The following is a 12,589-nucleotide window of genomic DNA, read 5'->3' as shown; positions in this document are numbered from 1 at the left end:
TATATATTATTGGTCAAAAAGGGGAATACTTCCATTAAACATTCAACCGTAAAGGAGCCATCACTTTGACATTAATTCGCCTTGGTTATGTAGCCATGAGTAATCATGTGCCAAACTGTTCGCCATCCCAAACGATGACTTATACTCAGTTTTCGAAGATTAAGGACAGAGATGCAGCGATAAGGAAGCTCGAACGCCTTTCAATATCCAATCTTCATAATTGCTGGCGTTTACTGATTCATAACGAAGCCAATAATATTCAGTTCTTTAGGCTTTCTTCAAAACTTATCCCTTTAGCCAATCATCCGGAAATTCCAGAATGGGATTACATAGAAGCTATTTCAGAAGAACTGGCTAAATTAAAAACATTCATAAAGAATCACCCCAAAATAAGGGTAGATTTTCATCCAGATCATTTTGTCATCTTGAATAGTTCAAATATCGATATTCTGAAGACATCCTTAAAAACATTAAGGATGCATTATACATTATTAAAAAAAATGGGAGTGGATCCCGAACATCGCTGTGTTTTACATGTTGGCGGGGGGTACGGCGAGCATGTACAGGCATTAGAGCAGTTTATCCATAATTGGGGTTTGATTCCGGAATCGATTCAAAGATTGGTCATTCTTGAGAATGATGATACTACCTTTACTTTGTCGGAAACCCTTTATTTATGTGAAAAATTAGGAATACCAATGGTTTTTGATTATCACCATCACCTCGCACATCATTTACCGAATGAAGATTGGAAAGATCATTGGGACCGAATATTGACTACCTGGAGTAATTCCAAACTACACCCTAAAATGCATATTTCAAGTCCAAGGTCCGAAAAAGATTTTCGAGCACATGCTGACTTTGTGGATACTGGGATGTTCTTGGAATTTTTGCAACAAATAAAGGGAAGCTTACCACATCTCGACTGCATGATTGAAGCAAAACAAAAGGATGGAGCGCTTTTCCAGCTGATGGAGGAGCTGAAAAGTCACAAAGACATAGAAATCATTGATGGTGCCAGTTTTTATATTCATTAATGGATTGGGGGATATTTGACAAAGGGAAGTAAATTGAATTCTCTTTGTTAAATTTAAAATGAAGAAATGTTTAAAACAAAAGTTTACATAATTAAATTATAGTAAATTAAATGAATTGCCAAATGAATTGCCAAATGAATTGAAAATTGATTGGGTTATAGGGATGGTATACATTATTTTACAAAAATATTAAAAAAGTCAAAAAAACGAGCTCCATATTTGGCTTTTAAAGCTATTGTTTTAACTCATTGGAGTCATAAGTCAAGAACCGATTAAAAGCGCTCTATGAAGCTATAAGCCGGTGAAAGGAGGGTAGTAGATTACAAGCTCTTTTCAAATCACTTTTGTTAGAATATTCCGAATGTAACAAAGGACCTCTATTGATACATTCGAAATCCCGTTAAATCAAGGTTTATAAGCGTATCAAAATTTATAAAACTTGCCTTTTTTTAAGCTGTTCACGTAAAATGAAAGAAGGAGAAAGGGGAATGAGCCGTTCATGCAAGCAACCTCTCAAAGAATTAAAAATGTTCAGCCGATACGCAGGTTGGATCACATAGAAAAGATGAAAAAATCACTATTAAAATATTGCAGCTACAGGGATTATATGATGTTTTCAATCGGGATAAACATCGGATTACGTATAGGGGATCTTTTACAATTGCGAGTGAAAGACATCCTTGAGGGTACGCATATAGTCATTGTGGAGCAAAAAACAGATAAAATTAAGCGGTTCCTTGTCAATCCTCAGCTTCGTAAGGAAGTTAGGAAATATGTCCGCAAATCGAACCTGAAAAATGAACAGTATTTATTTCCAAGTCGAAAAGGTAATGGTCCAATCACCAGGGTGCAGGCCTATCGAGTTCTGAACAAAGCGGCTGAAATGGCAGACATTCCGGATGTCGGTACACATACCCTCCGAAAAACCTTCGGCTATTTGCATTACCAAAAATTCAAGGATATCGCTCTACTGCAGCAAATCCTTAATCATTCCAATCCCAAAGATACGATGATTTACATAGGACTCACACAGGATTTAATGGACGAAACATTAATGGATTTCTATTATTAATTGAACGGACGAAGACAACTCCTGTATTTTTCATTCTTTTTATATGGATAACACAGTCCTTAAATAGAGCATTATTATAGAGAAACATTATTTCGTTATATCTGAAAGGGGAGATAAAACCGGCATCATTGATGCGGAGAGGTGAAAGGGGTTTCGGAGGGGGATAAGCTCCTTATACTAAGAAAATCGCCTTCGCTGAGGATTTTTGAAAAATATAAGAGTTTTGTTAAGGCAACAGTTTTAAATCAACCGAATGACTTTTCAAAAAAGACTAGAATATATAGTCTTTTTTTGATGTCACCAGTACTGATTTTTATCGCTTAATTTCTTATTAAAATGGTATATTAGAAATATTTTTTCTTCTAAAAGTCTGTTGTTCTCCTATTTAACAAATAATGAATCAGAAAGTTATCAGCAATAAATGATTGCTGCAAAGTTAAGTTACTATAATTTTATTATGTTAACTAAAATAATCTTATCCTATTGTTAAAGTACTCCTCAGATGAACTGCACCTCAATCCTTAAAGAAAATCACATAATTGGGGTGCAGTATAGAGTTGTTGCCAGGAATATTGATAATAAGTTCGGTTATAAGGTACTCTTATTCGTCATCTTATCTAGCTCCAAAGGTAAAAAAGCATACTCCCCGTCTTTAATAATCTCACATTTACGAACTGGAATTGGCTGTTTAAAAATGGGCCCATTTATTACTGTGGTATGAAACTCTCCACCTTCTCCGCAGGGGTCAATGCCGCGAGCTTCAAGTTCCTTCACGTATTCATGGGTTAATGTTCGTCCTAAATCATCCTCTCGCATTCCCAATGATAAATTAACGGTTACAATGATCGTAACGAATCCTAGATTCATGAACTCTTCGACAGCTTCACGATGGTTCATTTCCCATAAAGGCATTCCAAGCTTCAATCCGGCATTCTTCGTAACTTTTTCATGCCAACAACCATGGGCAGGCATATCCAGGTCTCCAGTTACCAACACTTCTGCTCCTTGATTCTTTGCATCTTCTAAAAGGCGCATAAATACCTTTTCATAATCAGTCCAACTCGCAGCAGCAGTATATACAGGCAAACCTATTGATTCAGCTTGGGCTTTTATGAGTTCCGGAGGCATTCCATGGGATCTGGAACGTTTTCCTTCCTCCTCCAGCATGACAATCAGTCCTACAGCTTCTCCAACCTTCAATGCCTTATATAAGGCTAAGACACTATCCTTTCCTCCGCTAAAAGATGCTATGAATTTATGCCCGTGAGCACTATTTTTCCAATCGATTAATTCTGCCATGCAATTTTCCCCTTTTATTCTAATGACTTTTACCAATTTCATATTTTGTACTTCATAACTATATTTGTTTGATTTTAACACGGTTGAAGCCTGCAGATAAGATATTAATGTATCTTGATACAAAAAGACTTGATTTGAATCGAATTTCATCCCAAAAAAACTGCTTTTAAATCACTAGTGTATAGCTACATATAAATGAATGCCATAAATTATCTTTATATGAGAAAAGTAGATGTTCACCTAGTATTGTATCCAGTGTTTTTTAAATTGGATACAATTTATTTAATTTTCTGTATTGTAATCGCTTCATTAAGTTGATATAGTTTAAATTGTATCCAATATCGAAAGGTGGACGCTGGATTGGATAATGCTAATTCTAAAAGAGATAAATCTACAATCGTAAAAAATGTAACGAAAAGTCTTAGGAAGGCGATTTTGAATGGGACGTTAAAAAAGGGGGAGCGACTCATCCAAGAGGAGTGGGCAGATCGCCTGGAAGTAAGCAGAATGCCCATTCGTGAAGCCCTTACACAACTTCAAATGGAGGGGTTGGTGGAAATGGTTCCTCATAAAGGAGCAATCGTCACACCGATTACCCGGGATGATATTGAAGAAATTTATCATACAAGGTCTCTGCTTGAAGGCCTTGCTGTAGAAAAGTCGCTTCCTTATTTAACAAAGGAGGATAAAGAAAAATTAAAGGGAATTTTGATTGAAATGGAAGGGATTCAGTTATCTGATGAAACCAATGAACATTATATCCTTTTGAATGCGGCTTTTCATGAAACCCTCCGAAAAGGGTGCCCATGGCCAAGAGTTCAAAAAATGGTAGAAACGTTGGGTATCTCCCCCATTGCGCCGAATTTGCTGATTGATTATTACCCAGAAACGCAACGGGAACACCGGATGATATATGAAGCGGCACTAAGAGGGGATCCTGCAGAACTAAGGGCAGCAGTAGAATTTCACATCTTACGGACTAAGAACAATTTAATTACGTATATGGAGTTGCTGAATACTAAAAATCATTAATAAAAGGAGTGTTAATTGTGTATGATTTCGCAATTGTTGGCGGGGGAATTGTAGGTTTATCGACGGGAATGGCCCTTTATCAGCGGTTTCCTAATGCTAAAGTGGTAGTCATTGAAAAAGAGGCTGTTGTTGCAGATCATCAAACGGGGCATAACAGCGGAGTCATCCATTCAGGAATTTATTATAAACCAGGCAGTTTCAAGGCACGGTTTGCCCGTCAAGGAAGCAAATCAATGACGGAATTCTGTAGGATGCATGGAATTGATCATGATATTTGCGGCAAGGTCATTGTTGCAACAAAACCAGAAGAGTTGCCCCTTCTAGATGATTTATTTTCACGCGGTTTACAAAATGAGCTAGCTATCCAAAGAATCGGTGTGGAAGAGTTAAAGGAAATTGAACCGCATGTTAATGGACTTGGAGCGATTCGCGTCCCGCAAGCTGGCATCGTCAATTATCGTCAGGTAAGTGAAAAGATGGCGGATATCATCCGAGGCAACGGCGGTGAAATCAAGCTGAATACAAAGGTGGAGAAGATTGACGAGGATTCTGATGAAGTCATCATCGCTACGAACAACGGGACAATAAAAGCAAGGATAGTCATTAATTGCGCTGGATTGCACAGTGACCGTATCGCAGCAGCCGCGGGGTATAAAACTGATATGAAAATAGTCCCGTTTCGCGGTGAATATTTTAAATTGAAGCCCGAAAAGCGCTTTCTTGTCAATCATTTAATTTATCCGGTACCTAACCCTAAGTTTCCATTTCTAGGAGTTCATTTCACACGGATGATTAGCGGCGAAGTAGATGCTGGCCCAAATGCTGTACTAAGTTTCAAACGTGAAGGTTATAAAAAAACCGATTTCAATGCGAAGGATTTAACTGAAGTTTTAAGCTATAAAGGTTTTTGGAAACTGGCCAGTAAATTCATGAAGGAAGGGATGGAAGAATATGTCCGTTCTTTTAGTAAAAAGCAATTTACGAAAAGCCTTCAGGAATTGATTCCGGAAATTCAAGAAGATGATTTAATCCCTGCACCTGCCGGAGTCCGAGCACAGGCGTTACAGGATGATGGTAATATGGTGGATGATTTTCATATTATAATGGGGAAACGGACCATTCATGTTTGTAATGCACCGTCACCTGCAGCAACAGCCTCCATTGAAATTGGAAAAGAGGTTGTTACCCGCATTCCGGAACAAACACACTTATTGGAAGCTGTATTGACAAAATAATATTGTTAAAGAGAGGAAGAGGCCTCATGTTCAATTGTAAAACAATTTTTATTGCAGGTCATGCACGTTTACCTCAAGGGATGGCGGCGAAAAGTGTCTTTGAAACATTGACCATCACTGCAGAAGTCGATGCTAAATATGGTGTTATCCTGGAGGCGTCTTGTACACTGGCAACAGAGCATGGACGGGAATTTATTTGGCGTTTATTAAAAGGTATCAGTTTAAATGATGGTGTTGATGAAGCGATAGAATCGATTACATCTTATTATCGGGGGAAAGCGGCTAATGCATTGATTGCTGCATTGAAGGACCTGGATCTCCATTTTCAGCAAATTAAAGCGGCAGAAAAAACGAAACTACCAAGTTAGTAAAATAATTTATCAGAATAATTTGTAAAAGATGTTGACAATTATATGAAAAAACGTTTTAATGTAATTAGGCCAATATTATGACATTAACACCTTTTGGAAACTACCTTTTCAGAATCGTGTAAAGATCTTAATGATTGGAAACAGGAAAAATAAATCATACATAAACTGCATATTCGCTGTGACTCTATTTGCATAGAGCAGTGAAGTGAATATAAGCCAGTTGTACAGTTGGATTCCCATTTTATTTGGGAATCATGTGCGACTGGCTTTTTATATTTCCTGTTAACTTTGTCACCTATATTACAAATAACAGGAGGAATCATTCATGAACATTGCAGAAAAAAAGAGAGCGAAGTTTGAAAGGAAAACAGAAAAATACGAGGTTAAAGTTCACCCTCAATCCAGCCGTTTATATCATATTGAAATTTCAAAAGAGGCGATTGCTGCTTTTTTAGAAACGGTATCCAAGGATAATCAGTCTGTTCAACATCTGGAATATACGCCATATGCACGACTCATCATTGCTTCATATCTTTTGGATCAAGTAGGGGAAGACTTTGGTGAATTGCTTCGTAACATCGTTCATGATCGGGAATCCGGCGGCTTCACCCTTGGCTTGGAGGGTGTCACGGAGAATACAGATGAATATGTCATTTTTGCAACGGCCATTTCATACTTGCTGGGAACTCCAAACCATGATTCCATGTCAGGGAAATATTATGCCCGCTTTAATGTTCAAGACACGGATAGCAGTGATTCATATTTACGTCAGGCTTATCGTTTATTTACACTTCATACGGATGGCACATTTGTAGATGAACCAACGGACTGGTTACTAATGATGAAGATGATCGAACAAAATGCACGTGGTGGCGAATCACGTTTATTGCATTTAGACGATTGGAAAGAGCTTGATATGTATGTGAATCATCCATTATCCAGCCACAAATTCACGTATAAAGCTCCAAAAAGCAAGAACGTTGACCAGGAAATTGAAAGATTGACCTTCTTCAATCATAATAACAAACCTGGTGTATGTTTTATCGATCAATTTGTTTATCCTGATTCAATCGAACAAGCCAAATACTTGCGCGATTTATCCAATTCATTAGAAAGTGATGAAAGTGTACTTGAACTTGAACTGCCTGTTGGAGATTTAGTTGTTGTCAACAACATATTCTGGCTTCACGGCCGCGCTGCATTTGAAAAGGATCCGAACCTGAATCGTGAATTACTTCGCCAACGCGGAAGATTCAATCAATAGTTTCAATTTGTAAACCCAAACATTTTTTTCATCCCCAAATACCATTTTCAAGATAAATTCTTTTCAATCCAAGGGTTGGAAAGCAATTTATCTTTTTTTTGAGAGGTTTCCAACAAGGTTCATAATGCCCCTATGTCGGTGGCAAATCTGAATTTCTGATATACTATATTGGCCAAAATAAATAAAGGGAAGAAGGGGTAGTAATTTATGGGGATCGCTAATTTTTCTAAGTTTAAACAATTTAAAGACTTAATTAAAGCTTTACCTGCTGTCTATACAGATGAAATGATAAAGAGTGAGCAATTTTTGCTTGAAAGAGAAGAAAAGAAAAAACTCGAAATATATTATGCTCCTTTCGAATATATAAATGAACGGGCCAAAGTGGTGATTGTCGGAATCACTCCTGGTTTACATCAAATGAAAAAATCTTATTCTACCGTAATTAATGCAAGAGGGCACCTGCATGGTGACGAAGAGATCCTGCACGAAGTAAAAAAAAATTCCAGTTTTGAAGGAACGATGAGAAAAAATTTAGTTAAAATGTTGGATGAGCTTGGATTACACACATACTTAAACATTTCGTCCACACTGGATCTTTTTGACGAAGCGAGTCACCTCGTTCATACTACCTCAGTTTTAACCTACCCAGTTTTTTATAACGGAAAAAACTATAGTGGAACAACTCCGAACATTTTAAAGACCGAGTTGCTTAAAAAAAATATAATGGAAGGCTTTGCTACCGAAATAGGTACCATTGATCGTCCGCTTATTATTCCTTTAGGCGTTAATGTTACCAAGGTCTTAAACTATTTAGCGGGTCAAGATTATTTGGATGCCAATAACATACTTCTAGGATTTCCTCATCCATCTGGAGGAAATGGTCATCGTCATAAGCAATTTGCAGCAAATAGAGAGCAAATGAAAAGGATGTTACAGCACTATTTTTCAAAGGAAATGACCGTGGGTTAAAAAGGAGTGCTGTATGATCATTGAATCTTTTTTAGGTATAAAAAGATGGGAAACAGTTGATTATTGAATACTATAATTCATCTATTTGTGTTCAAAGTAAAATTAACTATTTACTACTGATATTATGGTGATTATAATAGGAACTAATGTTCTTAATTATAGGAGGCATTAACATGGATGAATTAGAGGAATTTTTAAAAACACTCACTATTGAAGAGTTAAAAGTTATTTATGAAGAAGTAAGTGAACCTGATATTAATAAATAGATGAAATAGATTGAAATGGAAGATTCTTATTTTTTCATTTCAAAGAACAGCATGATTTTTCCCGAACGTGGAGTAGGAGGTACTTTATCATGAAAACCATAGCCTAAGAACCAACGGTAAGCCTTATTTGTTTCCGCTTCTTCAATCGTTTTACGCATGGAACGAATACCAAAGGTATATTGGCTAAAATAACTGGATCAATACTTGGGCGTCCTAACTCTGAATACAGATCTTTCACCAAGTCATAAATGAAAGTGAAGTCAATGGCAGCCTCCATTTACGAACCAAATGGTTCGGTGGCACCGGTTGAACTAAATCTAAAGTAATCATTTCAAGTTGATCTCGCTGAATAGAATCATGTTTAGAAAGCATCTTCATCAACTCATGTTTTAATACTTCTATTTTAAAACAAAAATGACCCTAGGCAAAAGTGTTCTATCTAAGAGTTCAAGCAAAGTTGATTGGAACGGAAGGTACGAGACTCCTGTGGTAAAAGCGCGTCTAGGGGAGACCCCGCAGGCGAAAGCGATGCCCTACGTTCCAATCAACGTCCCAATTGGACAAGCCATAAAAATAGACAAACTCGATTTTCCCCGAGTTTGTCTACAGTCTGAATCAAGGACCCATTAAAGGTCCTTGATTTTTTTATGAAAAGGACCATTTGAAAAAAACGGAACTGATCATTTTCTGATCAGTCGAGTTCATACAGCAAGTTAATTAAAGGGAAGTTAAATTTATAGCGCACCTCTTACATCATAATCTTCGATTTCGATTTCAATTTCTCTGTCAAGTGCGAGGTTTGCCAATAGTGAGCCTATATATGGGCCCATAGTTAAACCTGAAGCTCCAAGACCATTGGCTACGATTATGCCTCCCCAGCCAGGTAAAGGTCCCATGACGGGAAGGAATCCTGGCGTGAATGGACGGAATCCGACCCTCGCTTCAACAAACGTGCTATCTGTCAAACCGGGGGCGGTTTGCAAGGCTTTGTTGAAAACCTCCTGCAGCCCTCCTGCGGTCATTCGGTTATCGAAAACTTCCGTATTTTCATGAGTCGCCCCCGCAACGATTTTATTATGATCAAAAGCCAAAAGATATTGATCACTCGGAGGCATGACTACTGGCCATTTATTTGTATTTTCATTTGCCATTTCCAGATGAATGATTTGAGCCTTTTGGAAAGTGACTTGAAAATTCACGCCCAGTGGTTTCAGTAATTCCGGTGCCCAAGCGCCAGCACAAACAATCACTTTATCAGCAGGAATGAATTCATCTCTAATTGTTACACCTGACACTTGAGTACCGTTATATGTAAGTTTAGCTTCGCCATACATAAGTTTTGCACCGTATTTTTGTGAAGCTCTCAATAAGGAATCACGTAGTGCGCGTCCATTGACCCGCGCTGCACCACTCACATGAACGGCTGCATATTCTCTGGAAAGAGGCGGGAATAAGGCACGTGTTTCCTCCGCGGTAAGTAAGGTGATCGCCCCCATCTCCGGTGCATCTTCTTGCCGTTTTGCAGCCCGGTTCTTCATGGCATTCAGTTTAGCTTCATCTGTATGCAGACTTATGGCACCGACCTGGGCATACCCAGTCTCGGTTTCACCGTCACGTTCAAGTTCTTCAATTAAACCCGGGTAAAAGGCCGCACCATTTTTGGCAAGAAGATACCAAGCTTGGTTGCGCCTTTGCGATATCCACGGGCAAACGATTCCTGCAGCTGCAGATGTTGCCTGACCGACATCTTGGCGGTCAATAATGATCACTTCAACCTCATTTTTAGCCAATTGATAGGCAGTGGAAGCTCCCAAAATTCCTGCACCAACTACAATGATTTTTTGCATGATTCAACATCTCATTTCTTTCATATGTATAAACGCTTACCACTACTATATCGGAGACCAGAAATGATTGCCACATCTGATATTCTAATTTCTTTCACAAAGTTATTTTATCTATACTGAATATGCTATGATTGAAATTGTGAAAGCTTGAAAAGACACTAGGAGGACATATCATGCTAAAAAAACAAATGGAATCATACATATCAGAATCCGTAATCGAAAACAAGATTGAGTTATTTAAAGAAGAAAAGGATTATGTAGAAAAGCATAAATTACTCGCCGAGGATATCATCATAGTGGAAAAAGAGAATGCATCGCGTTTTACGGATGCTTATATAGAGCGCAGTAATAAAGAGAGCGAAGAATTAATCTCTGAAGAGAACTCTGCATTTTTATCACAACCGATTGAGTATTTGAAAAAAAACAAAGATGAATTCCTTTACTTTGAATCACGATGGTTCGAATTAATCGGCGTTGAGGCACTTTCGTTAGAAGTCGATGATGTTTTCGGTACATATAACGCGATGTTCGGATTGAAATTCCAGAAAAAAATGGGAGAAGTTTTAAAAACGTATTTAACCAAGGAACTTCAAGCAGAAAAAATTGGTTCGTTCAGTTTAATGTTTAACCAGGGCGACGGGCTATGGGATGTGAATTTAGCCTTGGATAACATTAAAGGGTTTCAAGAAGACATGTCATTGGAAGAAGCTTTTCATTTAATTTATCATTTTCTTTTCAACCTTGTTCAAACGATCGAGGAAGATATGTAAAACGAAGTGCCGTAAATGGTAAGACAAAGTTGATTGGAGCGGGAGTACGAGACTCCTGCTTAGAAAAGCGCGTCTAGGGGAGACCTCGCAGGCGAAAGCCGAGGGCCGACCGCCCGCGGAAAGCGAGTGCCCTACGTTCCAATCAACCTCCAAATTGTACAAGCCATAAAAATAGACAAACTCGATTTTCATCGAGTTTGTCTACAGTCTGCCGCCATTAATTTTAATGGCGTTTTTTAAAATTTTCATGAATTAACCATTGCGCCCAGGCTATGGCTTTTGGATTTTAATCGATTGGCTGTGGATATGATTAAAGGAAACTGAGAAAATTCGTCGAATTGATTAATGATATACGTTATTTAATAAACTTAAATGTTTTGTTTTTAGCAATTTCGATTTTTTTCATGTAAATGTAGTTACATCGGAAGGGGAAGTTATACTTGCTGAATGAATTGAAAGTTACGCAAATTACCATTCCATTGCCTTTTAGATTGGACCATGTCCATTGTTACTTGGCGGAAGGTGAAAAAGGATGGACTATCATTGATGCGGGATTAAATAACAAAACGACCAGGGATTTATGGAACCCAATTATCGAAAAACACGATATTGCCGATATTATCATCACACATTATCACCCAGATCATTTCGGGTATGCAGGGACATTACAACAATTGACCTGTGCGGATGTATGGATGACAGAAGTGGATGAGCATGCGGGAACTACGTATTGGGAAGCCGATTCGCTGAATCTGCTTAAAGATAATTACAATGCGTGTGGTATGGAAGAAGATGTCGCCGCGGCCTTATCCAGTGACGAAAGCGGATTCATGCCCCAAGTAAAACCCTATCCTACCGTAAATCATCATCTTGAAGAAGGAATGAAGCTGCATTTTGGCAAATATGAGTATGAAGTGCTTTTCACTCCGGGACATTCTGACGGCCTGATTTCCTTATATAATAAGGAAAATAGCGTCCTTTTCTCGACAGATCATATATTGCCCAAGATATCTCCAAATATATCTTATTGGTTTAAAGGTTTCAGCAACCCATTGGAAGAGTTTTTTAATTCTTTGAAAAAAATACAAAAGCTTGACGTTGAATATGTCATCCCTTCTCATGGGAAACCGTTTCAAAATGCCAATAAAAGAATTGTTGAATTGTTGGATCACCACCAGGACCGATTGCATGTAATTCATGAAAACATGAAAGAGCCGATTTCTGTAAAAAGTGCTTGCCAGATCTTATTTGGAAATCTGTCCATCCACGAAACCAGATTTGCTGTAGGTGAAACATTGGCACACCTAGAATACCTTCTTTTGAATGACCAATGCAGAAAGTTTAAACGTGATGGCAAATGGTATTATCAATCCATCTGAAATTTTTTCCAAACTAAAGCCGCTAATTACTCCATCTTATGTTTATTA

At 38.0% G+C, this 12,589-nt stretch carries 11 protein-coding genes and 1 pseudogene; 9 read left to right on the top strand and 3 right to left on the bottom strand.

Translation table 11 applies throughout. The annotated features are described in order from the left end of the window. The first annotated feature begins 65 nt into the window (after positions 1 to 65). Together uvsE and AC2YHV_RS04140 are read left to right on the top strand one after the other, a co-directional pair. Positions 66 to 1,037, top strand: a complete 972-nt coding sequence (gene uvsE / locus AC2YHV_RS04145) for a UV DNA damage repair endonuclease UvsE (protein ID WP_487372654.1) — start codon at positions 66 to 68, stop codon at positions 1,035 to 1,037. Positions 1,038 to 1,536: 499 nt separating this feature from the next. Beyond that, positions 1,537 to 2,109: a site-specific integrase gene (locus tag AC2YHV_RS04140; RefSeq protein ID WP_194719377.1), complete on the top strand. Its 573-nt coding sequence runs from the start codon at positions 1,537 to 1,539 to the stop codon at positions 2,107 to 2,109. Between the two features lie 588 nt (positions 2,110 to 2,697). On the opposite strand, the gene AC2YHV_RS04135 is transcribed toward AC2YHV_RS04140, so the two are convergent. Next, positions 2,698 to 3,408 (bottom strand): Dph6-related ATP pyrophosphatase, encoded by a 711-nt coding sequence (locus tag AC2YHV_RS04135; RefSeq protein WP_063576190.1) that lies wholly within the window; start codon positions 3,406 to 3,408, stop codon positions 2,698 to 2,700. Between the two features lie 360 nt (positions 3,409 to 3,768). On the opposite strand from AC2YHV_RS04135, the gene AC2YHV_RS04130 reads away from it, so the two are divergent. The 5 genes from AC2YHV_RS04130 to AC2YHV_RS04110 all read left to right on the top strand — a co-directional run bounded on the left by AC2YHV_RS04130 (position 3,769) and on the right by AC2YHV_RS04110 (position 8,279). After that, the gene (locus AC2YHV_RS04130; RefSeq protein ID WP_106026344.1) at positions 3,769 to 4,440 is read left to right on the top strand and encodes a GntR family transcriptional regulator; all 672 of its coding nucleotides are present in this window, start codon (positions 3,769 to 3,771) and stop codon (positions 4,438 to 4,440) included. 17 nt (positions 4,441 to 4,457) lie between these two features. Next, entirely contained in the window at positions 4,458 to 5,675 is a 1,218-nt protein-coding gene (gene lhgO, locus AC2YHV_RS04125) for an L-2-hydroxyglutarate oxidase (RefSeq protein WP_098864534.1), read from the top strand. Between the two features lie 26 nt (positions 5,676 to 5,701). Continuing rightward, entirely contained in the window at positions 5,702 to 6,043 is a 342-nt protein-coding gene (locus AC2YHV_RS04120; protein WP_487372653.1) for a DUF3870 domain-containing protein, read from the top strand. 328 nt (positions 6,044 to 6,371) lie between these two features. Then, positions 6,372 to 7,310, top strand: a complete 939-nt coding sequence (gene glaH, locus AC2YHV_RS04115; RefSeq protein WP_487372652.1) for a glutarate dioxygenase GlaH — start codon at positions 6,372 to 6,374, stop codon at positions 7,308 to 7,310. A gap of 207 nt (positions 7,311 to 7,517) precedes the next feature. Beyond that, on the top strand, positions 7,518 to 8,279 hold the full coding sequence (locus AC2YHV_RS04110) for a uracil-DNA glycosylase family protein (RefSeq protein ID WP_487372651.1): 762 nt from the start codon (positions 7,518 to 7,520) through the stop codon (positions 8,277 to 8,279). A gap of 317 nt (positions 8,280 to 8,596) precedes the next feature. Here the strand turns inward: AC2YHV_RS04110 and AC2YHV_RS04105 are convergent. Then, positions 8,597 to 8,917: pseudogene (locus AC2YHV_RS04105) on the bottom strand (transposase); the annotation flags it as partial. Positions 8,918 to 9,279: 362 nt separating this feature from the next. Then, positions 9,280 to 10,392, bottom strand: coding sequence for an NAD(P)/FAD-dependent oxidoreductase (locus AC2YHV_RS04100; protein WP_487372650.1), 1,113 nt, complete (start codon positions 10,390 to 10,392; stop codon positions 9,280 to 9,282). A 173-nt stretch (positions 10,393 to 10,565) separates the two neighbouring features. Here AC2YHV_RS04100 and AC2YHV_RS04095 point away from each other — a divergent pair, with 173 nt between their 5' ends. Both AC2YHV_RS04095 and AC2YHV_RS04090 read left to right on the top strand, forming a co-directional pair. Beyond that, positions 10,566 to 11,162, top strand: coding sequence for a branched-chain amino acid aminotransferase (locus AC2YHV_RS04095; protein WP_098864531.1), 597 nt, complete (start codon positions 10,566 to 10,568; stop codon positions 11,160 to 11,162). Between the two features lie 440 nt (positions 11,163 to 11,602). Continuing rightward, positions 11,603 to 12,541, top strand: coding sequence for an MBL fold metallo-hydrolase (locus AC2YHV_RS04090; RefSeq protein ID WP_427524846.1), 939 nt, complete (start codon positions 11,603 to 11,605; stop codon positions 12,539 to 12,541). Positions 12,542 to 12,589 lie beyond the last annotated feature (48 nt).

Source organism: Peribacillus sp. SRI_006 (genome assembly GCF_057586375.1).
The sequence above is the reverse complement of the archived record's forward strand: the minus strand, read 5'-3'. Positions and strand labels throughout refer to the sequence as shown.